This window comes from Gemmata sp. (assembly GCF_051859125.1).
In the GTDB taxonomy this organism is placed as follows: domain Bacteria; phylum Planctomycetota; class Planctomycetia; order Gemmatales; family Gemmataceae; genus Gemmata.
This window is the reverse complement of record NZ_JBHYGG010000276.1, coordinates 18,311-41,489: the sequence shown is the minus strand read 5'-3', so window position 1 is coordinate 41,489 and position 23,179 is coordinate 18,311. Positions and strand designations below refer to the sequence as shown.

20 protein-coding genes are annotated in these 23,179 nt (G+C 71.3%); 11 read left to right on the top strand and 9 right to left on the bottom strand.

The annotated features are described in order from the left end of the window. Positions 1-55: 55 nt before the first annotated feature. Complete coding sequence (locus tag ACTIGN_RS27950; RefSeq protein WP_439630086.1) at positions 56-1,423, bottom strand: TlpA family protein disulfide reductase; 1,368 nt, start codon at positions 1,421-1,423, stop codon at positions 56-58. A 262-nt stretch (positions 1,424-1,685) separates the two neighbouring features. Here ACTIGN_RS27950 and lspA point away from each other — a divergent pair, with 262 nt between their 5' ends. Next, entirely contained in the window at positions 1,686-2,309 is a 624-nt protein-coding gene (gene lspA, locus ACTIGN_RS27945; RefSeq protein ID WP_439630084.1) for a signal peptidase II, read from the top strand. Between the two features lie 176 nt (positions 2,310-2,485). Then, entirely contained in the window at positions 2,486-2,776 is a 291-nt protein-coding gene (locus tag ACTIGN_RS27940; RefSeq protein WP_439630082.1) for a (2Fe-2S)-binding protein, read from the top strand. Here ACTIGN_RS27940 and bfr read toward each other — a convergent pair. Continuing rightward, entirely contained in the window at positions 2,728-3,219 is a 492-nt protein-coding gene (gene bfr, locus ACTIGN_RS27935; RefSeq protein WP_439630080.1) for a bacterioferritin, read from the bottom strand. The two genes, ACTIGN_RS27940 and bfr, sit on opposite strands and share 49 nt — an antisense overlap. A 340-nt stretch (positions 3,220-3,559) precedes the next feature. On the opposite strand from bfr, the gene ACTIGN_RS27930 reads away from it, so the two are divergent. Next, positions 3,560-4,651 carry a DHH family phosphoesterase gene (locus ACTIGN_RS27930; RefSeq protein ID WP_439630078.1) on the top strand — a complete coding sequence of 364 codons (1,092 nt, stop codon included), beginning with the start codon at positions 3,560-3,562 and terminating at the stop codon, positions 4,649-4,651. A gap of 17 nt (positions 4,652-4,668) precedes the next feature. On the opposite strand, the gene ACTIGN_RS27925 is transcribed toward ACTIGN_RS27930, so the two are convergent. From ACTIGN_RS27925 to ACTIGN_RS27915, 3 genes are read right to left on the bottom strand one after another with little or no spacing between them, the layout of a single operon-like run. Beyond that, the gene (locus ACTIGN_RS27925; RefSeq protein WP_439630076.1) at positions 4,669-5,139 is read right to left on the bottom strand and encodes a hypothetical protein; all 471 of its coding nucleotides are present in this window, start codon (positions 5,137-5,139) and stop codon (positions 4,669-4,671) included. Beyond that, positions 5,139-5,438 carry a hypothetical protein gene (locus ACTIGN_RS27920; RefSeq protein ID WP_439630075.1) on the bottom strand — a complete coding sequence of 100 codons (300 nt, stop codon included), beginning with the start codon at positions 5,436-5,438 and terminating at the stop codon, positions 5,139-5,141. The genes ACTIGN_RS27925 and ACTIGN_RS27920 overlap by 1 nt, the downstream gene beginning before the upstream one ends. A 55-nt stretch (positions 5,439-5,493) precedes the next feature. Next, positions 5,494-6,822, bottom strand: coding sequence for a DUF1501 domain-containing protein (locus ACTIGN_RS27915; RefSeq protein ID WP_439630073.1), 1,329 nt, complete (start codon positions 6,820-6,822; stop codon positions 5,494-5,496). 208 nt (positions 6,823-7,030) lie between these two features. On the opposite strand from ACTIGN_RS27915, the gene ACTIGN_RS27910 reads away from it, so the two are divergent. Both ACTIGN_RS27910 and ilvB read left to right on the top strand, forming a co-directional pair. Continuing rightward, positions 7,031-11,248 carry a protein kinase domain-containing protein gene (locus ACTIGN_RS27910; protein WP_439630071.1) on the top strand — a complete coding sequence of 1,406 codons (4,218 nt, stop codon included), beginning with the start codon at positions 7,031-7,033 and terminating at the stop codon, positions 11,246-11,248. 127 nt (positions 11,249-11,375) lie between these two features. Next, on the top strand, positions 11,376-13,151 hold the full coding sequence (gene ilvB, locus ACTIGN_RS27905) for a biosynthetic-type acetolactate synthase large subunit (protein ID WP_439630069.1): 1,776 nt from the start codon (positions 11,376-11,378) through the stop codon (positions 13,149-13,151). 63 nt (positions 13,152-13,214) lie between these two features. Here ilvB and ACTIGN_RS27900 read toward each other — a convergent pair whose 3' ends face one another. Continuing rightward, on the bottom strand, positions 13,215-13,694 hold the full coding sequence (locus ACTIGN_RS27900; RefSeq protein WP_439630067.1) for a DUF1579 domain-containing protein: 480 nt from the start codon (positions 13,692-13,694) through the stop codon (positions 13,215-13,217). Between the two features lie 536 nt (positions 13,695-14,230). Here ACTIGN_RS27900 and ACTIGN_RS27895 point away from each other — a divergent pair. The 5 genes from ACTIGN_RS27895 (at position 14,231) to ACTIGN_RS27875 (ending at position 19,589) form a co-directional block, all read left to right on the top strand. After that, positions 14,231-14,767 (top strand): sigma-70 family RNA polymerase sigma factor, encoded by a 537-nt coding sequence (locus ACTIGN_RS27895; RefSeq protein ID WP_439630065.1) that lies wholly within the window; start codon positions 14,231-14,233, stop codon positions 14,765-14,767. Positions 14,768-14,769: 2 nt separating this feature from the next. After that, positions 14,770-15,840, top strand: coding sequence for a hypothetical protein (locus ACTIGN_RS27890; RefSeq protein WP_439630063.1), 1,071 nt, complete (start codon positions 14,770-14,772; stop codon positions 15,838-15,840). A 93-nt stretch (positions 15,841-15,933) separates the two neighbouring features. Then, positions 15,934-17,463, top strand: a complete 1,530-nt coding sequence (locus ACTIGN_RS27885) for a metallophosphoesterase (RefSeq protein ID WP_439630061.1) — start codon at positions 15,934-15,936, stop codon at positions 17,461-17,463. Positions 17,464-17,495: 32 nt separating this feature from the next. Then, entirely contained in the window at positions 17,496-18,569 is a 1,074-nt protein-coding gene (locus ACTIGN_RS27880; RefSeq protein ID WP_439630059.1) for a metallophosphoesterase, read from the top strand. A gap of 18 nt (positions 18,570-18,587) precedes the next feature. Continuing rightward, positions 18,588-19,589 (top strand): metallophosphoesterase, encoded by a 1,002-nt coding sequence (locus ACTIGN_RS27875; protein ID WP_439630057.1) that lies wholly within the window; start codon positions 18,588-18,590, stop codon positions 19,587-19,589. Between the two features lie 187 nt (positions 19,590-19,776). Here ACTIGN_RS27875 and ACTIGN_RS27870 read toward each other — a convergent pair whose 3' ends face one another. Continuing rightward, complete coding sequence (locus ACTIGN_RS27870) at positions 19,777-20,178, bottom strand: hypothetical protein (protein ID WP_439630055.1); 402 nt, start codon at positions 20,176-20,178, stop codon at positions 19,777-19,779. A gap of 46 nt (positions 20,179-20,224) precedes the next feature. Beyond that, positions 20,225-21,316 (bottom strand): DUF1559 domain-containing protein, encoded by a 1,092-nt coding sequence (locus ACTIGN_RS27865; RefSeq protein WP_439630053.1) that lies wholly within the window; start codon positions 21,314-21,316, stop codon positions 20,225-20,227. 200 nt (positions 21,317-21,516) lie between these two features. On the opposite strand from ACTIGN_RS27865, the gene ACTIGN_RS27860 reads away from it, so the two are divergent. Then, the gene (locus ACTIGN_RS27860) at positions 21,517-22,428 is read left to right on the top strand and encodes a LysR family transcriptional regulator (RefSeq protein ID WP_439630051.1); all 912 of its coding nucleotides are present in this window, start codon (positions 21,517-21,519) and stop codon (positions 22,426-22,428) included. Between the two features lie 118 nt (positions 22,429-22,546). Here ACTIGN_RS27860 and ACTIGN_RS27855 read toward each other — a convergent pair whose 3' ends face one another. After that, positions 22,547-23,167, bottom strand: coding sequence for a pyridoxamine 5'-phosphate oxidase family protein (locus ACTIGN_RS27855; protein ID WP_439630049.1), 621 nt, complete (start codon positions 23,165-23,167; stop codon positions 22,547-22,549). Positions 23,168-23,179: the final 12 nt, after the last annotated feature.

The window sequence follows — 23,179 nt, the reverse complement described above, 5'->3', positions numbered from 1 at the left end:
CGGTCCACGGCCGCATGAAACGAACGTCTACCAACTAATGTGATCCCTACCCGGCTCACTTCCCGAGCGCCTTGCGGACGGCGGCTTCGAGGTCCGCTTTCGCCCCGGGGTGGCCCTCCCACAGCACCGCCCCGCTCGAATTGAGCAGGACGCCGCGGGGGTAGCTCTCGACGCCGAGCAGGTCGCGGACCGCACCCGAGTGCGCCCCGGGCTCGACGAACAGCGGGTAGTTCGTGTTGTTCGCCTTCGCGTACCGGGCGGCGGCGGCCACGCGGTCCTTGATCGGCACGTCGTCGCACAGCACCGCGATCACCTGCAGCCCGGCCGCGCCGTACTTCGACTGGAGGTCCTTGAGGACCGGCACCGCGGGCTTGCAGTTCGGGCACACCGTGGTCACGAACTCGACCAGCACGACCGAGCCCGAGCGGTTGGTCGGGAAGTCCCAGTTCCGCTCCATCGTGTCGACGAGCCGGAAGCTCACCCCGCGGCCGGTCTTCACCGGCTTCGGGTCGGCGAACGGGGCGGACGGCCCCGGCGGCAGTTGCGGGACCGGCGGGCCGGGGATGCTCGCCGCCGGCGGCGCGAACGGGGACCGCGGGCCGTCGGCGACGTTCTCGGGCCGCGCCGGGCGGCCCCCGGTCGGTGTCAGTTCGTCGGGTTCCGGGATCGCGCCGGTTCCGGGCACGGGCGGCCGGGCGGCCGGGGGCGGCGCGCCGAGCGACGCGGGCACCGGCCCGCTGGCCCCGGCCCCGGGACTGTAGGCGCCGTCGCCGGGGCGGGCGGGCGAGAGCGGGCCGACGCCGGCCGACGGGATGCGGTCCCCGTCCGCGGGCACCGGCGGGGGCGGGAACCCCTCGACCGGCCTGTCGTTCGACTTCGGGCCGCCGGGCGCGCCGAGGTCGTCGCGGAGCACGATCGTCAGCACCGGGTTCGGCACCCGCACCTGCACGAGCCCGGTCAGTTGCCGCCCGTCCTGCGTCGCCTCGGCCGTGAGGTTGTAGACCGACCCGGGCTTCAGCCCGCGGGTGAAGAAGTACCCGTTGTTGTCGGCGTAGATGCCCTTGGCCCCGGCCCCGGGCGCGTCGTTGACCGCCTCGACGCGGATGAAGATGTTCTTGGCGGGGCGGTTGAAGACGTCCACCACCTTGCCGCCGACGCCGTCCTGGGCCTCGGCCCGGGCGTCGAAGTTCGCGGCACCGGGGTCGGCCCAGGAGCCGCCCTTGGGCACCGACGTGTTCGTGCCGGGGAGCCGCGCGACCGGGTCGAGCCAGGCCGGCCCCTTGCCGGCGTCCTTGCCCTTGTCCTTGGCGCGGCTGTTGAGGGCGCCGACGGGCTCGCGGTCGGACGGCTTCGGGTCCGTGGTGCTCTTGCACCCGGCGAGCGCCAGCATGGCCGCGATCAGTCCGGCACTGTGCCGCCCCATGCCCTGCCCCCACTCCCGGAACAACCCGGGCGACCGCCACAAGCCGAACAACCATCCGTGCGTCAGAGTGATCCCCGGCGTATCATTCCGCCGGGCGGGCCGGGGGTCAAGCCCACGTCGGCCCCGGACCGCCGCGATTCGGGTTGAGCCCCGACAGTGTGCGGGTTATAGCGGGTCCGCGGGTTCCGGGTTCCTTGACGGCCCCGACCGCCGGGTCTATCGTGAAGCCGGCCGATCCCACTCGCACGACGCGGGCACCGACATGAACGACCGCACCTACCGCTGGCTCCTGGTGACCCTCGCGGTCGTGGGCCTGACCACCGACCTGGTCACCAAGTACCGCGTGTTCCGCTGGCTGTACAACGAGGGCCAGGTCGTCGAGGGCCACGCGGGCTCCTACGACGTCGTGCCCAACTGGTTCATGCTGACGGCCCAGTTCGACCCGACGGCCAAGCTGTGCGACTGCGGGTTCGAGGGGCTCCAGACGTGGAGCGCCCCGGTGATGCCGCGGGTGAACCACGGCGCGCTGTTCGGCCTGGGCGGGGAGCACAAGGGGCTCGCGAACAACACGTTCGCGGTGGTGAGCCTCGGGGCCGCCGTCGCCATCCTCGTCTGGGGGATGCAGCGGAAGACGGCCCGCGAGAAATGGCTGATGGTGGCGCTGGGCCTGATCCTCGGCGGCACCCTCGGGAACCTGTTCGACCGGCTCGTGTTCAACGGCGTCCGCGACTTCATGTTCTTCTACAAGATCGACTGGCCGGTGTTCAACGTCGCCGACTGCTGCCTCGTCGTCGGGGCGGGGCTGCTGTTGGTCCAGGCGATCTTCGTCCCGCCGCCGCCCGACGAGGCCCCACCGGCCCCGGCCGCGGAAGCGCCGAAGGCCTGACCCGGGCACCAGATAACGCGAACGGCCGCCCTTACCGGGGCGGCCGTCTGCGTTGCGTTCACATTCGCGCTTCGAATTTTTCGGCGAAGCCGTTGCGAGGGGTTGCACCGGGTGGGGCGGCGGGCTATGATTCCGTGAGACGCAATCTCAATCCCACCCGAACCGCGTCCCGCGTCATGGACTTCGACCTCGACATCCCCACCACGACTCCCCCGTGCGGCGGCGAATGCCGGTCGTGCCCGTCCGTCGGCAGTTGCCCGGACCGCGTCGTGTGCCGGTGCTTCGGCGTGACCGAAGAGGCGCTCATCGGGGCCGTGATCACCCTCGGGCTGCGGACCCTGAACGAGGTCCGCACCCACACCGAGGCCGGCGACGGGTGCTGCTGCTGCCACCGCGAGATCACGCAGTACCTCGCCGTCTACTCGCCGTCCGCGTCGTCCCCCTCGGTCATCTGCTCGGTCAAGTAGTTCTGCTCGCCGACCTTCTCGATCAGGCCCAGCTGCGTCTCCAGCCAGTCGACGTGCTCCTCCGACTCGTGGAGGATCTCGAGCGCGAGCTTGTGGGTGCCGTTGTCGAGCAGCTTGATCGACAGGTTCACCAGCTCGTTGTACGCCTTCACGCCGCTCGTCTCGAGCTTCAGGTCGTTCTCGAACTGCTCCTTCACCGCCGTGCCGACGCGGATCACGTCGTACCGCGCGATGTCGGGCACGCCGTCGAGGAACAGGATGCGCTCGATGAGCTTGTCGGCGTGCTTCATCTCGCCGATCGACTCCTCGTAGTGCTTGGCCGCGAGCTTCATGAAGCCCCAGTTCTTGCACATCTTGGCCTGGATGAAGTACTGGTTGATGGCCGTCAACTCGATGGTCAGCGCCCCGTTCAGGGCGGTGATGATGTCCGGGTGGCCTTTCATTGCGTGGCTCTCGCGGGGGTGAAGCGGGACGGGCGGTCCCCTGTGTGATAGCTCGCCGGCCGCGGTCGGACAACCACCAAGCCGGTGAGAAGTGCTGGCGCCGTGAGGCGTTGAGACCGGCTCTCATCTCACACCCCGTGGCCCCCGGGGTGGAAACATTGCGAAATACCAACTGGAAGCAACTCCTTCGGGTGTCCAGTTTTAGGACAGGCCGCCGCTGCGGCTGTGCTTGGCAAGCCGGCCGGGAGACGGTAAAAAGGAGGTAGGGCAGGACGCCCAACGTGATCTCTCCGGCACCGCCGCAGGAGTTGGCGGGCCGAACGCAGGAGGTTCAACCCTTATGGCGCGTCGCAGCGCCGACTCGGACACGGTCCCCAGGTCCGCCACCGGCCTCCGCCGGTCCGACCGGTTCCTTTCCGGGTTGCAAGGCACGGAACGTGTCGTCCTCGTGTCCCACGTCAACCCCGACCCGGACGCGCTGGCCAGCATGCTCGGCCTGGCCCACCTGGTCGAGCACCGCCTCACCAAGCCCACGCTGCTCACCCGCGACGGGCTGATCGGCCGGGCCGAGAACAAGGCCATGGTCGACGGGCTCGACCTCGACCTCGTCCCGATCGAGGAGGTCGACTGGCGGCCCGACGACGCCATCGTCATGGTCGACAGCCAGCCCAACACCGGGCGGCACACGTTCCCCGAGGTGCTGCCGATCTACGCGGTCCTCGACCACCACGACACCCCCGGCGACCTCGACCGCGTCTCGTTCGCCGACATCCGCGCGACCGCCGGCGCGACCTCGACCGTCGTCACCAAGTACCTGATCGAGCAGGAGGTGCCGGTCACCGAGAAGGTGGCGACCGCCCTGCTCTACGGGATCGAGACCGAGGTCACGGGCTACCCCCGCGAGGCCGGCCCGGCCGACGACGACGCCCTCCTGTTCCTGTACCCGCTCGCCGACAAGGACCTGATCGCCCAGATCCGCAACGCCCGGCTCCCGCACAGCCACTTCGAGGTGCTGCTCCAGGCGCTGCAGAGCTCGTTCATCTACGACCGGCTCATCATCAGTTGGGTCGACGACCTCCCGCAGCCGGAGCAGGCCGCCGAGGTGGTCGACTTCATGATCCGGTTCGAGAAGGTCGACTGGGCGGTGTGCGGCGGCGTGTGCGGCGACAAGCTGATCCTGTCGCTGCGGGCGGCGATCGAGCACGCCTCGGGCGGCGAGCTGCTGCGGCAGGTGGTCGGCAAGCTCGGGCGGGCCGGGGGCCACGAGCGGCGGGCCGGCGGGTGCATCCCGCTCGCCAGCACGTCGCGGTCCGCGGTGGACGAGCTGCAGGCCGAACTGCGGCGGCGGTTCCTGAAGGCGTTCAAGATCGAGGACGTCCGCGGCCAGCGCCTCGTGCCGCTGCGCGAAATGCTCGAGAACTTGCAGTCGTGACCCGAGGGGTGCGGCCCTCAGTACGCGAGGGTCGCGCCCCCGGCCGGCCCGTCGTACACGAGGACGCACCGCGCCAGCACGTCGCGGCCGATCACCGCCTCGATGCCCATCGTCGCGAGTGTGAGTTCGTCCAGCGGTAGCTCGGCGATGACGAAGTGGTCACTCGCGTTTCCCGACGGATGCAGGATCACTAAGCCCGCATCGTAGGCCGGAACGAGGAGCGAACCACCGAAGATCGCCGGACCGGCTTCCACCCCCGGCGCGTTGGTGAACCCGGCTCCCTTGTACGGCAACTGGGCCTGCGAAATCACCCGCGGGTCAACGCACGACCGCTCGGCCCCCGTGTCGATGACGGCGGTGACGACCACGGGTTGCGGAATTGGTTGGTGGGCTGTTCGCAACCGCAACACCTCGTGCCGACTCAACCCCACCTGAACCCGGACCTGGATTCCGTCGGCAATGCTCTGTTTGAGGGCGATGATGGGCATCAAACAGCCTCCAGGAGAGCTTGTTCCTCCGGGACCTGAAAGTAAGTAGCGAGCAAGGGCAGGAATCGCGGGTCGATGAGTTGGGCCAGAAACCTTCCGTCGGGCACGACGGCGTACCCGTGCTGGATCGCGTCGTGGTAGGTGTCCCAGACGCCGTGGACGGTCTCGCCCTTCGCCACGAAATACTTGCCGGCGTCGCCCGCGTCGAGCAAGCGCGGTAGTTCGCGAGCGTACACGGCGAGTTCGGTTCGGAGCGGGATCAACTTCTCAGGGAATGCGTGCGGTGCGTTCGCGGTCATCGGCGGTCCTCCGGTTCGCGTCGGACCCCATTCTAACCGCGGTTCCCGCCCACCTCTACACCTTGTCGATCGGCAGGATGCCGCCGGGGAGGATCGGGTTCGGGCGGTTGCTCACGTCGTACACCATCGCGTGCGGGTCGATGCCCAGGTTCTTGTACACCGTTGCCAGCACGCTCGGGTACGGGATCGGCTCGTCCTTGACCTCGGCCGCGGCGCTGTCGGTGCTCCCGATCACCTGCCCGACCTTCATCCCGCCGCCCGCCAGCAGCGCCGAGTTCACCCGGCTCCAGTGGTCGCGGCCGGCGTCCTTGTTGATCTTCGGCGTGCGGCCGAACTCGCCCCACACGCACACGGTCACGTCGTCGCCGAGCCCGCGGGCGTAGACGTCCTCGATGAGCGCCGAGATGCCGGTGTCGAACAGCGGCAGGTGCTGCTTGAGGTGCTTGAAGTTGCCGCCGTGCGTGTCCCAGAACCCGTAGGCGACGGTGACCACGCGGCACCCGGCCTCGACGAGCCGCCGGGCCATCAGGAGTTGGTCGTTCAGCATCGGCGCGCCGTCGCCCATGTGCTTCGGCGACCCGCGGCCGTACCGGTTGCGGACCTGCTCGGGCTCGCGGGTCACGTCGAGCGCATCGACCAGCTTGCTCGACGTGAGGACGTCGAACGCCCGGTCGTGGAACGTGTCGGCGGCCACCGCGTTCGTCTGCTTCGCGGCCGCGGCCCTGCGGAACGCGTCGAGGTTCTCGAGCAGCGCCTTGCGGTTCCGGAGTTCGGCCGGGGTGACGGTGAGGTTCTTCATCACCGCGATCTCGTCGCCGTCCACCTTGACCGGGGCGGCGGCGCGGCCCAGCGCGCCGGGGCCGGGCGAGTTGTACGGCTTGTGCTGCATCGTCGGCGACAGGTCCACGAACGCCGGGGTGATCGGGTCCGTCTGGCCCTGGAGCCGGGCGACCACGCTGCCGAAGTGCGGCTTGTTCTCGCGCTTGGCGGTGTCCATCGGCGTCGCGGTGTAGCTCTGCCACGAGCTGTGCTCGTCGCGCTGGCCGACGAGCGACCGGAGGACGATGAGCTTGTCCATCATCTTCGCGAGCTTCGGCAGGTGCTCGCCGAACTGCACGCCGGGCACGTTCGTGCTGATCGGCTTGAATTCGCCGCGGACCTCGGCCGGCGCGTGCGGCTTGAGATCGAACGTGTCCTGGTGGGCGAGCCCGCCGGACAGGTAGACCATGATGACGGACTTCTGCGTCCCCGTGCCGGCGGCGGCCTCGGCCCGCATGAGGCCAGGGAGCGTGAGCCCGCCGAGGCCGAGCGACCCGGCCCGGAGGAACGACCGCCGAGAAACACCGTCGCAGAAGCGGGCAGCGGGGCCGGGGACGGTGAGCATCGAAGGGACTCCGGTGCGGAGCGCGTGGCGGGGGCGGGCAGGTGTGGTCATCGTACCCGGGGCCGGGCCGCGGCCCAACCTCCCAGCGGCCCACGCAGCCGATTTGTGATTGTGTCTATCGGAGCGTCCGGTGCCCGGTCGAGCGGGAACTCGGCGCCGGGCTCGGCCCGCGGTACAATCATCCCCGCATCCCGCCCCGGAGCGCCCAATGAACGGCCCGCAGCCCGACCCCGACCCGACGCGGACGGCCGCGCTGTCGTCGATCGCACCGACCACCCCCACGAACCTGGAGACGGTCGCGCCGGTCCCGGCGGCCGAGCCCGCGGCCGCCCCGGCGGCCCGGTTCGGGGAGTACGTCCTGCTCGGCGAACTCGGCCGCGGGGGCATGGGCGCGGTGTACCGGGCCGAGGACCCGCGGCTCAAGCGCGAGGTCGCCCTCAAGGTCATGCTCCCGCAGTTCGCGGCCCACGACCAGGCCCGCGCGCGGTTCGTCCGCGAGGCCCGCGCCCAGGCCCGGGTCGAGCACGACCACGTCGCCGCCATCCTCCACATCGGCGACCACCAGGGGCTCCCGTTCATCGTCATGCCGCTGCTGAAGGGCATGACGCTCCACGCCGCACTCCGGGCCAACCCGCGGCCCCCGCTCGCGGAGGTCATTCGCATCGGCCGGGAGGTGGCCGAGGGGCTCGCGGCGGCGCACGAGAAGGGGCTCGTCCACCGCGACATCAAGCCCGCGAACGTCTGGCTCGAAGGGAAGAAGCTCCGGGTCAAGATCCTCGACTTCGGCCTCGCACGGGCCGCCGACACCGACGCCACCGACGCCACCGACGGGCCGGTCACCCGCGAGGGGGCGGTCGTCGGCACCCCCGCGTACATGTCGCCGGAGCAGGGCCGCGGGTTGCCGGTGGACGGCCGCACCGACCTGTGGAGCCTCGGCGTCGTCCTGTACCAGATGACCACCGGCGAGCTCCCGTTCCGCGGCGCGAACACGCTCGCCATCCTCACGGCGCTCGCGATCGACCACCCGCCGCCGCCCGCCCACCGCAACCCGGCCGTCCCACAGCACCTCTCCGACTTCGTGGTGCGACTGCTCGCCAAGGACCCGGCGTACCGCCCGCCGACCGCGGAGGCTGCCGCCGAGGAGCTGCGGGCGATCGAGGCCGGGCTGGTGAACGCGGTGCGGGTGATCCCGCTCGACGCCCCGCCGCCGATCGTTCTCGCGCAGGACGGCCAAGACCCGTTCGCCGAACTCGACGCGACCGAGGCCAGCACCGCGGCGTCGGCGCACTCGGTCGGCGCCGTACCGGAGGCGACCCCGGTGCGAGCGGCCGCGGCGAAGAGGCGCGGCGGGTTCCCGGTGTGGGCGCTGGTCGGCGGCGTGCTGCTCGCGGTCGCGGGGGTGATCGGGTTCGTCGCGTCGCAGATGGGCAAGAAGCCCGAGCCGGAGGTAGCGAAGGAGGAGCCGGCCCCGCCGCAGAGGTCCGGCCCGAAGAAAGACTCCACACCGCCCGCAGCCGGGGGCGCGGACCGGGCGGCCATCGAGGCGATCCACCCGTTCGCGCACCTGACGCTGCTCCTCCCGTCGCGGGAAGGGCAGAACTTCGGGCCGGGCGACGCCCTGCCCGACGGGCCGCTGGAGGTGGCCGGGATCAGCGCCGCCTCCAACCACGCCATGCCGCCCGACTTCGCCGCACTGTCACTCAAGGCCATCGCCGGGCAGAAGTCGTTCACGGGCTTCTACGACGCGTACCAGCTCACCGAGTGGACCGAGGCAGAGTTCGCCCGGCTGGCCGAACTCCCGTGCCGGACGACTCTGACCCAGTTCCGCACGGGCCTGCACCTGACGCCCAAGTCGGCGGAAACGCTGAAGCGGTTCCCGAACGTGACCGGCCTCGGCCTCCTCGCCGGGGCGGCCGACGACGCGGTCCTCGGGAACCTGAAAGACGTCTCCCAGCGGCAGCAGTACCTGGTCGTCCGCGACCTGGGCAAGTCCGGGCGGGTGACCGGGGCGGGGTGGGCCGCCGTGGCCGGACAGGACTGCGGCGAGATGGTGCTGGTCAAGCCGGTCGGGATGAACCGCGCGGCGTGCGAGGCGATCGCCCGGATGCCGAAGCTCACCGCTCTGACGATCGACGGCGGCGCGCTCGACGCCGGGATGCTCGAGGCGCTCTCGAAGTGCCCGAACCTTGGGAGCTTGAACCTGACCCGCACGGCCGTTGCCGCGGGGGCCGGGAAGCACTTCGCCGACTTCCGGTCGATTACGCAGTTGCTCTGCACCTTCTGTGGCCCCGGGTTAACGGACGACGACGCTCCCCACTTCGCATCCATGAAGACCCTCCGGTCTCTCAGCCTCAACGGCACGGGGGTCACGGAGGCCGGGGGGAAGCTGCTCAGCGCCGCCCTGCCCCGGTGCCACATCGACGCGGGCGAGAAGTCGTTCGAGCCGACCGACGCCCACTTCCGCGAGGCGAGCCGGTTGCTGGGGCGGGGCGGGTTCGAGGTCGTGCTCAAGCGGGCCGACGGGGGCGTGGTCCGGGCGAAGGTGCCGGGCGACCTCCCGGAAGCGGCGTTCACCCTCAGCGGTGTCGTCGCGATCGGCGCGTCACCGCTGGGGCCGTTCAACGACGACGACCTGAAGCGGTTGGCCGCCACGCCGACGCTCGATCAAGTCATTGCCGCGAACACGGTGGTCACGGCGGACGGCCTCCGAGCGCTGCTGGCCTCTCGAAAGACACTCACGAACTTGTACCTCGCCGGGACGAAACTGTCCGACGCGGAGTGCAAGGTGGTCGGCGCGTTCACGGAACTCACCAACCTCCACGTCGGGGCCGCCGGATCGACGATCACCGACGCCGGGATCGCGGACCTGGGGAAGCTGACCCGACTCGCGAGCCTGACGCTGCACGGTACGGGCCTCACGGACGCCGGGCTGAAGCACCTCACGGGCCTCACGCGGTTGACCTTCCTCTGGATCGATCTCACGGCCGTTTCGGACGAGGGCATCGGCACCCTCGCCGGTCTGACATCGCTCACGGACCTGAACGTCTCGGGCACCCGCGTCACCGAGGCGGGGTACAAGAAGCTCCGGGCCGCGCTACCGAAGTGCAAGATCACCTGGGAGGACCCGAACCGTGCCATCCCGAAGGCGTTCCTCGGCCGCGCCGGCTTCGAGTTCACCTTGCGACTGCCGAACGGTACGACGATGAATGCGACCAAGCCCGAAGACCTGCCTCCCGGGCCCTTCACCGTCACCCGGATCGCGAACGGGTCCACGGTCCCGATCAGTAACGCGGACCTGGTCCGCCTCTCCGCGCTCCCCGGTGTCGAGAACCTGGCCCTCGGCGAGCACCGCCTGACCGACGCCGGCCTCGCCCCGCTCCTGAACTGGAAGGGCTCGCTCCAGTTGATCGCGCTGCGCGGCGGCACGGTCACGGACGAGGGGATGGCGGTCGTGGCCGGCCTGCCGCGGGTCGGCGTCCTCGACCTGGTCGGGATGGGCGTCACCGACGCGGGGGTGGAGCGACTGGCCGGGATGGCGGCCGTGTACCAGTTGGCCCTGAACCGGACCCGGATCACGGACGCCGGACTGAGGCACGTCGCCAAACTCCAGTCCCTCGATACGCTCTGGCTGAACGAGACGGCCGTGTCGGACGCGGGTGTCGACACGCTCGGCACGATGAAGGGATTGAAGGCCCTCGGGCTCCACGGAACCCGCGTCACTGACGCCGGGTTCAAGCGGCTCAAGGACGCCCTGCCGAACTGCAAGATCGAGTGGTCCCCGCCGGCCGCCCGGACCCTGCGGCCGGAGGACGGGTGGGTGCGGGTGCTCGCGGTCGTCGACCTGGCGAGGGACCACCCGCAGGGGGTCGGCACCTGGGTGAAGACCCCGGCCGGGTTCCTCGGCTCGCACGACCGGCCGGACAACGCCGTCCGGCTCCGGTTGCCGCTCACCGTCGCGGGCGACTACGAGCTGGCGGTGGACCTGGAGCGGCCGAAGGGCGCGCGGGCCGCACCCGTCGTCGAGTTCCCCGTCGGGGACAAGAACGGGGCCGGGATCGCGCTGGACCTCGGCGGCAAGGCGGGGCTCGGGGTGATCGACGGCAGGGACATCGACGAGAACGGCACCGCGACCGACTTCGCCCTCGCGGACGAGCGGCCGGTGTCGCTCACGGTGCGGGTCACCACCGCGGGCGACACCGCCACGGTCGTGGCGCTCGTCGACCAGAAGCCGCTCGTCTCGTGGAAGGGGAGGACCAGCGCCCTCACGGTCGAGAGCGGGGCGTTCGCCCCCGGGGCGGTCGACATCACGTTCGGCCCGCCGGGGAAGCTGATCGTCCGCGACGTGCGGTTGCGGATGCTGACGGGCGAGGCCCGCCCGACCCGCCCCGGGGCCGGGGCCGCACTCTTCGACCGGAAGGGGCCCTGACCGGGGTCCGCGGAAAACCGCCCCGGTCGCGCTTCCGGTGGGGCCGACAGTCCGTAAACTATTCGGTGGTGCGCACGCGCACCGGCGCTCCCCAACACCGCAAGGGCTACCCAAGGACCCCGTCGTCATGGCCGCACCGACCTCGACCCCCAGGACCGCACCCACCGGCACCCCCATGAACGGGGCAGACATCCTCGTCGAGGCTCTCATCCGCCACGGGGTCGACACCGTCTTCGCCTACCCGGGCGGGGCGAGCATGCCGATCCACCAGTCGCTCACCAAGGTCACCGACCGGCTCCGCACGATCCTCCCGCGGCACGAGCAGGGCGGCGGGTTCATGGCCCACGGGTACAGCCGCACCACCGGCAAGGCCAGCGTGTGCGTGTCCACGTCCGGCCCCGGCGCGACCAACTTCGTGACGTGCCTGGCCGACGCGAAGATGGACTCGATCCCGATGATCGCCATCACCGGGCAGGTGTCCACCAAGGTGCTCGGCAACGACGCCTTCCAAGAAACGCCGATGGTGGAGATCTGCCGCGGGATCACCAAGCACCACTACCTGCTGACCCGCGTCGAGGACGTCGCCCGGGTGATGAAGGAGGCGTTCCACATCGCCACCACCGGCCGCCCCGGGCCGATCATCATCGACGTGTGCAAGGACGTGCAGCAGGACACGACGATCCCGAACTGGGACGTGGCGATGGACCTGCCCGGGTACCGCCCGATGCGGAAGGCCCGCCGGGCCGAGCTGGAGCCGGTCATCGCCGCGATCCGGGCCAGCAAGAAGCCGTTCATCTACGCGGGCGGCGGGATCACCCACGCCGCCGCGGCCGCGGAGCTCAAGGAGTTCGCCGAGCTCACCGGCATCCCGGTCGGCCTCACGGTGCACGGGCTCGGGAACTTCCCGTCGGACCACTACCTGTGCCTCCAGATGCTCGGGATGCACGGCACCGTGTACTCGAACTACGCGGTCAACGATGCGGACCTGCTGCTCGCGCTGGGCGTGCGGTTCGACGACCGGGTGACCGGCAAGCTCACCGAGTTCGCCAAGCACGGCAAGATCGTCCACATCGACATCGACCGGAGCGAGATCCACAAGAACAAGTTCGCCGCGGTCCCGGTCCACGGGGACGTGAAGTTCGCGCTGGCCGAGCTGAACGCTCTGCTCCGCGAGGAAAAGAACGCGGACCTCGTCGGCGGCGGCCGGTACGGGGACTGGTGGCGGCAGATCGACGCCTGGCGCGAGTCGGACCCGCTGAAGTTCCAGGACCCGGGCCGGAACATCATCCCGCAGTTCGCCATCAAGCGGCTGTGGGAGATCCTCCGGGACCGGAAGCAGCTCGACGACACGATCATCACCACCGGCGTGGGCCAGCACCAGATGTGGGCGGCCCAGTTCTTCCCGTTCAACAAGCCGCGGAAGTGGATCACCAGCGGCGGCCTGGGCACGATGGGGTTCGGCCTGCCGTCGGCCCTCGGCGCCAAGGTCGCGTTCCCGAACAACCTCGTCATCGACATCGACGGCGACGGCAGCTTCCTGATGAACGTGCAGGAGTTGGCCACCGCCCACGCCGAGAAGATCCCCGCAAAGGTGCTGCTGCTCAACAACCAGCACCTCGGCATGGTGATGCAATGGGAGGACCGGTTCTTCGGCTCGAACCGCGGCCACACGTACCTCGGGGCCGGCGAGGACAAGCCCCCGTACCCCGACTTCGTGAAGATCGCCGAGGGGTTCGGGGTCGAGGCCAAGAGCGTCGCCGCCCGCGACGACCTCGACGCGGCCCTGATCGAGATGATCGAGAGCAAGGGCCCGTACCTGCTCAACGTCCACGTCCCGCACCAGGAGCACGTGCTCCCGATGATCCCGGGCGGCATGAGCGTCAAGGACATCATCAAGGCGTGAGCGACTGAGTGAAGCGTCGGAAGCCCGCGGGACCGGTCCCGCGGGCTTCCGACGTTTCGGGGGTCACGCCTTCCGGCGGTAGTGGGCGGTCATGAAGTGGTGCCACCGGCCGTCGTCGCCGAGGACCCGCGACGTCAGAATCCGGTGGTCCGGAGACACGATCTCGATGGCGTCCTTGTACTTCGCCGTCTTCGAGGGGTCGGTGAAGCTCGGGCCGTCGGCGTCGAGCGTGAGCACCGTCCCGGCCGCGTCCAGCTCGCCCTCGTAGACCCACAGGTTCGTCATCATCGAGCCGATGAACGTGCCCACGAACTTCTTCTTCGCCGGGTCGAAGCCGAGGGTCATGACGGTCCGCCCCGGGCTCCCGTCGGGCATGGCGGTCAGCCCCTCGCACAGCACCCACGTCGCCAGCGACCGGACCGACTCGGACCCGGTGTGGGTCGTCGGGGGCTGGCCCGGCCCCATGCTCGCCTCCATCTCGCTGTCCCAGTCGCCGACGAGTTGCTCCAGCCACTTGTGCTCGGCCTGCGGTTCCGCGTGCATCGCTCCTCCGGGGTTGGGTGGAAGCGGGAGGGTACGCTGTCGGCCGCGGACTTTCGAGGTCAGAAGGCGGCCCGCCCAGCAGATGGTGACCCGGCGGTTACAGGGCGATTCCGTGTTTCACACCGGGTTGTTCGGGTGTGCCCCCTCGCTGGCGCTCGGGGTTCGCCAAGAAGCTGGCTGTTCGGGGCGAACCCGGAGCGCCAGCGAGGGGGGTGGGCACACGACCCACACCACCCAACGTGACACACGGAATCGCCCTGCCGGCGGCTGCTGCCGGTGCAGAAGCGGCGCCGCCGGTGCGTGCCACGCACGGGACGCGCGGTGATGAGGGGTCTTCGAGGCAGAGGTCCGAACGCGGGTGCGTCCCGAGTGCCCGTTTTGCACGCCGCGCGGTACTCCCCTTGAGTTCGCCCCGACCCGGGCGAGTGCTCCGGCCGCCGGCCCGCGCCCGGCCGCTCGCGGTGCGGTCGCTTTTCGGGTGAATCGCCGGCGCGCCGGAGCGGATACCGTTGTGTGCGAACCCGGGACCCGGTGCCATGCCCGAAACGGAAGCCCCCGACCGCCGCGCCCTCTTCGCGGACCACCTGCTCCGGCACCGGGGCCGGCTGTTCGCGTACGTCCACGCGCTGGTGCGCAACCTGGCCGACGCCGACGACGTGTTCCAGCTCACCGCGCTGGCCCTGTGGCGGCGGTTCGACGCCTACGACCCGTCGCGCAGTTTCCTCAACTGGGCGCTCGGCGTCGCGCGCCTGGAAGCGGCGTCCTGGCTCCGCGCCCGCGCCCGCGACCGGCTCCGGTTCTCCGACGACCTCACGGCGGTTCTGCTTGAGGCGTTCGCCGCGCTGCCCGACGAGACCAGCTCGCGCCAGGACGCGCTGCCGAAGTGCGTGGACAAGCTGCCCGAACCCGACCGCGAACTGCTGACCGAGTGCTACCACCGCGGGGCCGACGTGGCCGCCGTCGCCGCCCGACTCGGGCGCTCCGCGTCGAGCGTCCACAACTCGCTGGCGCGCGTCCGCCGGGCGCTGCACGACTGCATCGAGCGGGCCGTCGCCCGCGGAACGGGGAAGTGAGCATGGCCGAGCAGCCGATGTCCGACCGGCTCCGCGAACTGGTCGATGCGTACCTCGACGAGACGATCGCCGCCGCCGAACTCGTGGAACTCGAAGGGCTCCTCCGCACCGACGCGGCCGCCCACGGCTACTTCGCCCGGTACGCGCGGACCCACACGGACCTCGCGCTGGAGGTCGCGTCGCGGGCCGCCGCCGCGCGGACCCTCGCCGGGATTCCCCGGTCGCCGGCGGTGCCGGGCGGGCCGCCCGCAACCCGGACCCTCACGCCGCGGTACGCGCGGTGGGTGGCGGCCGCCTCGCTCCTGCTCGGGATGTCGATCGGCGGCGCGGTCGGCCTCCTCGCCGCGCCGCCCCGACCCGGCGTGCCCCCCGTTCCCGTCCCGCGGTCCGTCGCGCTCGACTTCCGCGAGCCCCGGCCCGGCTCGCTCGCCGACGCGACCGGGAGCGGCACCGGGTTCACCCACCGGCTGCCCGGCACGGGTGCGGGACTGCCGGCGGCCGACCCGAACCTGCGGCTCCGCGCCGGCGGGCTGGAGCTGACCGCCACCGGGAGCGACCTGAACACCCGGTTCCGGCTCGACCAGGCCGAGTTCCCCGGGGTCCGCCTGGCCGACCTGGGGTTCACCGGGGCCGAGGACTTCGAGGCGGTCGCGGCCCTGGCCGACGTGCCCGCGATGGCGTTCGTGGGCCAGTTCGGCGTGTACGCGGGGACCGCCGGCGACTGGGCCGTGCGCGGCGGGCTGGTGAGCCAGCGGGCGCCGGACGCGTACCGCCAGTTCGTGGTGAACACCCGCGACGGCCGCGACAAGGACGCGTACTTCGTCGGCCTCGGCGCCCCGGGCGACGACCTGCGGGTGCGGCTGTCGCGCACCGGCGGGAAGTTCGCGGTCGCGGTCGAGAACCGCACCACCGGGGCGACCGGCACCCTCGCCACCCGGCACCCGGAGTTCCTCGACGGGCGGGCCGACCTCGTGGTCGGGGTGTTCGCGTGCGACCCGCGTGGCACCGATCACACGGCCGTCCGCTTCCGCGAGTTCACCGCCACCGTGTGGGCCGCCCCGCCGGCCCGCTGACCGCGGCGACGCGTTCACCGAATCCGGGTGAATCTCGCCCGCCCCGCGGCGGAGTAGGTTGCACACCCCCCAGACTCCCCCGCCGGTCGCCCCATGACGCGCCCCACCCGATCCCGCCTCGCCGCCGTCGCCGCCTGCCTCGCCCTCTGGGCCGGACCGACGGCGGCGCAGACCGTCCTCGTGAAGCCCTACGTCCAGCCCGGCGACGGGGCCGCGCTCGGTAAGGCCGACGCGAAGGTGCTGTGCTGGCTCACCGACCAGACGCCGGGCGAGTTCGTCGTCGAGTACGAGGTGCCCGGCGGCCGCCCGGTGACGCTCAAGCCCGAGCGCGTCGCCCTCGACTTCGCCAAGGGGCCGGAGCCCAAGAAGTCCGGCGCGGACAAGCCCGAGAAGCCCGCGGACCCGGACGACCCGCCCGAGAAGACCGGGGCGCTCCCCCCGGAGCGCGAGCAGCACTACTTCAAGTACGTCGCCAGGCTCGGCGACCTGCCGCTCAACGCCCAGGTGCGGTACCGCGTGAAGCTCGGCGACACCGTGGTGCGCGAGGCGAGCTTCCGCACCCGCGCCACGCCCGAGAAGACCGTCCGCTTCGCCCTCGTCGGCGACCTCGCCAACGGCAAGGACCACCAGAAGGCGATCGCGTACCGGCTCGCCGAGGAGAAGCCCGAGTTCCTGGTGGCGCTCGGCGACATCGTGTACCCCACGGGCCGGGTGAGCCAGTACATGAGCTTCTTCTGGAAGACGTACAACGACGTGGACGCGGCCGACCCGAAGGCCGGCGCGCCGCTCATGGCGTCGGTCCCGTTCTACCCGGTGCTGGGCAACCACGACGTCGCCGCGAAGTTCCCGACCGTGCCGGACGCGCTCGGGGCGTACTACTTCTTCCACGCCCCGCGGAACGGCCCCGGGGTCGGCCCGTGGGTCACCCCGCTTGGCTCCGACAAGGCCGCGGCCGCCGCGTTTCGCGCCGCCGTGGGCGACAGCTACCCGTCGCTCGACGCCTACTCGTTCGACTACGGCCCGGCCCACGTCGTCGTGCTCAACAGCAACCAGTCGGGCAACGTCGACCAGCCGAAGTTGCGGCAGTGGGTCGAGCAGGACCTGAAGGGCTCCGCCGCGCGGTGGAAGCTGGTGTGCCACCACAACCCGGCGTTCTCCAGTTCGCCGCAGCACTACACCGAGCAGTCGGTGCGGCTGTGGCACCCCATCTTCGAGGCGGGCGGCGTGGACCTGGTGTTCGCCGGGCACGTCCACAACTACCAGCGGACGGTGCCGCTGACGTTCGCGCCGGCGTCGCCGAAGCGGGACAAGCGGGGCCGGGCCGACGGCACGTTCGCCCTGGACCGCGAGTTCGACGGCGCGAAGACCACCGTCCCCCGCGGGATCGTCCACGTCGTGGCGGGCGGCGGCGGGGCCACGCTCTACGGCCCCGGCCTCGACAAGACCGCCCCGCTGCTCCGCAAGGAGCACGGCGACAACTACGCCGACTACACCGCGAAGATGGTCGCCGACCGCCACTCGTTCGTCGTGCTCGACGCCTCCCCCGACGCGCTCACGCTCCGCGCCATCGACGCCGCCGGGAAGGTGTTCGACCAGGTCACACTCACCAAGCCGCAGAAGTGAGCCCCGCCCGCACCCCACCGAAGGAGTCCCCGATGCCCGGCACCCTCTCCCGTCGGCAATTCGCGGCGTCGGCCGCGGCCGCCGTCTCGTTCCCCGCCCTGCTGCGGGCCGACGCGCCGAAGGCGGCCGGCGACGCCGTCGCGTTCTTCCTCGTCGGCGACACGCACTTCCTCGCCAACAAGGAGGATGCGGCGAAGCTCGACGAGCGGTCCGCGGCTGTCACGTCGCGGTTGGTCGACGTGCTGAACAAACTCCCCGGCACGGAGATCCCGAAGGAGGCGGGCGGCGGCACCGTGCTGGCCCCGCGGGGCGTCATCCACGCCGGCGACTGCATCGACACCGGCGACAAGGCGAACGTGAAGATGCAGGAGACCGAGTGGGCCGCGTTCCGCGACGCCTACGGCCTCACCGGCACGGACGGGAAGTTGAAGGTGCCGGTGTACGAGGTCCACGGGAACCACGACAGCCCCCGCGGCGACGGCCTCGCGGTGAAGAAGATCGTCGAGCGGAACAAGACGCGACCCGGCGTCGAGAACGTGTCGAAGAGCGGCGTCCACTACTCGTGGGACTGGGGCGGGGTCCACTTCGTCAACCTCGGGATCGTCGTCGGGCAGGCCGCCGACCCGGCCCGCAAGCGCCGCTACGCCCCGCTCGGCAGCCTCGACTTCCTCGTGGGCGACCTCAAGGAGAAGGTCGGCACGTCGGGCAAGCCGGTCGTCGTCACGCACCACGTCGACATGCTCCGGTACGCGCAGCCGCTGCCGGTCGAGGACAAGAAGGCGGAAGGGATGGAGTGGGACCCGGCCGACGTGCGGGGGTTCCACGACGCTCTCAAGGGGTACACCGTCGCGGCCATCCTGTACGGCCACACCCACGCCCGCAACGTGTTCCGCTGGGACGGCTCGAACACGGCCGCGAGGGACGGCATCCCGACGTTCAACGTGGACAACAGCAGCCACTTCTCGGGCAAGCAGCAGGCGTTCTTCTACTTCGAGATCCGCGGTGATGGATTGATTGTCCGCGAGTACCACACCGGGGACGCCTGGGAGACGGGCGCGTGGACCCCGCAGACGTGGACCGCCCCGGTCGCACCGGCGAAGAAGTAACCCCCACCGGAGACACCCATGAAGCGGCTCATTCTCGCACTGCTCGCGGCGCCGCTCGGCGTCGCCCTCCTCGGCCCGGCAGGGGCGGCCCCGTCGGAGGAGGCGGGCGTCACGTTTATCGTGACCTCGGACTCGCACTACGTCTCGTCGAAGAACCTGGAGCGGATCGACCGCAACAAGGTCACCATCGAGCGGATGAACGCCATCCCGGGGACCGCGTGGCCGGACAAGCTCGGCGGCGGGAAGGTCGGCACCCCGCGGGGCGTGCTGGCGCTCGGCGACCTGATCGACGACGGCGACAAGCGGGACGAGACCCCCGTGCAGTGGCGGCACTTCGAGAAGCAGTTCGGCCTCGACGGGACCGACGGGCTCCTCAAGTACCCGGTGTTCGAGGGGTGGGGCAACCACGACGGCCCGCCGGTCGGCAAGGAGAAGTTCGGGTTCAGCGTGCAGGCCAAGATCAAGGAGCGGACCGTCGCGCGCAAGAAGGCCGGGCGGATCGGGAACGTCTCGGAGAACGGGCTGCACTACTCGTGGGACTGGGACAAGGTCCACTTCGTGCAGACCAACCTGTACCCCGCCGACACGCAGCACGCGAAGGTCCGGTACTCGCTGCCGTGGCACGACCCGCAGGGGGCACTGGCGTTCGTGAAGGACGACCTGAAGGCCAGCGTCGGCGACAGCGGGCGGCCGGTGATCATCGTGTCGCACTGCGGCGTCGACACGGACTGGTGGCACCCCGAGGACTGGGCCGCGTTCTACGCGGCGGTGAAGCCGTACAACGTGATCGCCTACTTCTACGGGCACACGGGCACGGGCCCGCGGAGGTACAAGCCCGAGGGCGAGGACAGGGTGCTCGACTGCGTGAACACCGGGCAGTCGGAGAAGGGGTCCGTCGTGGCCGAGGTCACCGAGAAGCGGCTGCGGCTCGCGTTCCACGCCAAGAAGGACGCCAAGGCCGAGCAGGTCGAGTGGGAGTGGAAGTACCCGCTCGACAAGCCCGTCACCGCGGGCAAGTAACGCAGGCGCAAGAGTGTGCCGTCTGGCTCGCACCGAAGCCAGAGGACGCGCCGTGTACTCACGCCGATCCGCGCGCCCCGACCGTGGCAAGCGCGGGCCGGCGTGCGCCCGCTGCCGGTCTGGGGCTGGGCCGACCCCGGCGTGGCGGTGGGCGTGACGCTCGGCGCCGGGGCCGGAGGGGCCGCGGTCACTTCTCACTGACGGCGATGTCGAACTCGTTCGGCCCCGCCTCGGTCACCTCGCGAACGTCCCGGCTGTCGTGCCCGAACCGCTCGGCCACGAGGCTCACCCCGACGGTCGGCTCGATCCGGGCCATCTCCCGGTCCGGGTTCGGCACCTCCTTGAGCGCGTGAACCTGCACCACGTTCTTGCCGGCCCGCGCCTCGCCGGCGAACCGGCCCTTGACGACGGGGATGGACCGCGGCGCGGCCCCGTCGGACGGGACGAACACCACCCGGCCCTCGGTCAGCGGCGCGCCGTCCCGCGTCACCCGCCCGGACACCGGCACGTACGGCGGCTCCGGTTGCGGCCCGCACCCCGGGGCGAGGGCGGCGACGGCGGCGACCGCGGCCAACACCAGTCGAGTCATTGCGTGCTCCCTGAGTTCAGAAGGTCGGTCCCGGTCGGCGCGGCGGTCAGTCGGTCGTCACCTGGCCCTCGTCCCGGATCGCCATCCGGGCCAGGTTCTCGATCGCGACCCCCTCGCCCAGGAACCGCACCGACCCGTCGCCGAACGCCGCGTTCACCCCGCCCGGGTGGGCCGAGTTGAGCGGGGTGTTGTTCCCCATGCTGCCGCACACGCCGGGGTTGGTGACGCAGTCGTTGGTGGTGTTCACGTTGGCCCCGGTGGGCACCTGCCACCCGGTCTTCTGGTTGATGCGGTACCGGATGGTGGTGCACTGGAAGGTGCGGACGTCGGTGTTGGTGGTGCTGCTCGGCAGGCTCGATTTGTTGGTCCCGATGAGCCACCCGTGGTGGGCCATCGCCCCCCACGGCACCCTGGTGCCGTCGACCAGGGTGAGCAGGTCCGACTGCTCGCTGAGGACCAGCGTGTTACTGGTGCCGTCGCTCAGGCCGCCGATGCTCAGCCGGCTCCCGATGAAGAACGCGCCGTTGGCGGCCGCCGGCCCGCCCCGGGCACCGGTCCCGCCGCCCGGGCTCCACCGGGTGTCGGTGTACCCGGGCAGGACCGACGGCAGCGCGCCGGACACGGCCGCGTAGCTCCCGGCCATGATCTCCACCCGCAGGCTCGGGTCCGACAGCTTGGTGTTGCCGGACCCGTCCTGGGCCCAGAGCGGCTTGGGACTGGCCGGGCACCGGTACGCCGGGACCACCACGGCGTCGGCCGCCTGGTAGTTCTGCGCCAGCGCCCACCCCGGGTTCCCGGTGGCCGGGTTGAGGTTGAGGGCGGAGTACAGGGCCTGCTGCTCGATGTACGGCAGGACGAACACCGTCCACCCGTTGCCGAACTGCGCCCCGCCGGTGTAGGTGCCGAACGGCGCGCGGGTGTCGGCCGCGCCGGGGGGCAGCGCACCGCGGGTGTCGTGGTGGGCGTGCATGGCCAGGGCGATCTGCTTGAGGTTGTTCTGGCACTTGGCCCGTGCGGCCGCCTCGCGGACCTTCTGCACGGCGGGCAGCAGTAGGCCGATCAGGATCGCGATAATGGCGATGACGACCAACAGCTCAATGAGCGTGAACCCGTGTCCGGGCCGGCGGAGAGTCGGCATGAGGCACCTTGGAATCGGGACGAAAGCGGCCGGAGAATGAATGCGACGGGGGCGAAACGGTCCGGAACCGGTTGCGGCGGGCCGCCCCGGCCGGGCGGCCCGCACGTACTCCATCTCTACACCCCGTTGGGGCGTTCAGGCATGTTCAATCCCCGGGCCAGATGTTATGAAAGATGAACATCTGGCCCCCGCGGTGTCACATGAAAGCACTCCGGCTCGACCTGTTCGTCAACTACATCGCCGCGGCCCGGGCCGGGAGCCTGAGCCGCGCCGCGGTCGAAGCCGGGCTGTCCCGCACCGCCCTGTGGCAGCAGTTGCGGGGGCTGGAGCGGGCCTACGGGGCGACCCTGTTCCGGCGGAAGCGGTACGGGATCGAGCTGACCGCAGAGGGCGAGCAGTTCCTCTCGCTGGTGGAACCGCTGGTGGCCGGGTTCCGGGCGCTGCCCGCGGCGTTCGACGCGTTGCGGCACGGGCGGGTGCCCGTTCTGCGGGTGGCGTGCCCGGACAGCATCGAGGAGAACGAGCTGGTGCCGGTGCTCGAGCGGTTCCGGGAGGAGCACCCGGGGGCCCGGGTCGAGGTGGTGGAGACGCCGTCCCGCGGGGTGCCGGGGTTGATCGCGGCGGGCGAGGCGAGCCTCGGGCTCGAGGTCGATCCGCCGGCGGCGTCCGCGGCCGGCCCCCTGCGGTACGAGCGCCTGTACGACCGGCGGGTGTTCATCGCGATGCGAGCGGACCACCCGCTCGCGGCCGGGCGGCTCACCCTCCGCGCGCTCGCCGGGGTCCCGTTCGCGACCGAGCCGACCGGGAGCCGGCTCCGGAGCCGGTTGGAGCAATCGTTCGTGACGGCCCGGCTGGCGGAGGGCCTGCGGGTGGTGTTCGAGTCGTCGAGCGAGCGGGTGCTGCTGGGCGCGGTGGCCCGGGGAGAAACGGTGACGGCGATCAGTTGCCGCCGGGGCCCGCGGGCCCCGGGCGGGGTGCGGGTGCGGGCCGCCGGGCACCTCTTCGGCCGGCTCCCGGTGTACCTGGTGTCGCGGCCGGGCCGCCCCCCGGACCGGGTCGCCTCGGCGTTCGAGGCCGTCCTGGTCCGGTGCCTGCGAACGGGGTCCGGCTGACCGGGAGCCGGCGAGCACGGTGCGGGTCGGCCCCACCCACGCCGGCAAGGCGCGGAGCGGGGTGGCCGGGGGGAACAGCGCGGCGCCGGCCTTCGTGTTGCCCCCGGCCCGGCCCCCGTTACGGGTTCGGGCGGGCGCTCGACTTCAGGCGCCCGACCTCGGCCTCCAGTTCGGCGATCCGGGTCTGGAGCCGGCCGACCACCGGGGCGAGTTGCCGCTCGCTGAACCGCCGGTGAATGTGTTGCGGGCAGTTCACGTCCCACGCGGCGACGGTGAACACGACCGCCCGCTCGACCTTCCCCGGGTACGCCGGGTCGGCCAGATTGGCGAGCAGGGCCGGATCGTCCTCGACCACCCGCGCGGTGCCCCACACCTTCACCCGCCGGCGGTTCGCGTAGTCCACCAGGAACAGAAACGCCTTGGGGTTCTCGCTCAGGTTGCCGACCGAGAGGTACTGCCGGTTCCCGCCGAAGTCAGCGAACGCCAGGGTGCGGTCGTCGAGGGCCTTGAGGAACCCGGGCGGGCCGCCGCGGTACTGCACGTACGGCTGGCCGTCGGCGGTCGCGGTGGCCAGGTAGAACATGTCCAGGTCGGCCAGGTACTCGCGGAGTTCGTCCGTGACGGCGGTCTCCCACCCGCCGGACTCCTCCATCCGGGCGTAGCCCCGGCGCGAGCCCTTCTCCGCCTGAACGGCCTTCACCGCCGGGGTGAAGGCCACGTCGCTCGTGTACGTCGTCATCGTCGTGCCTCC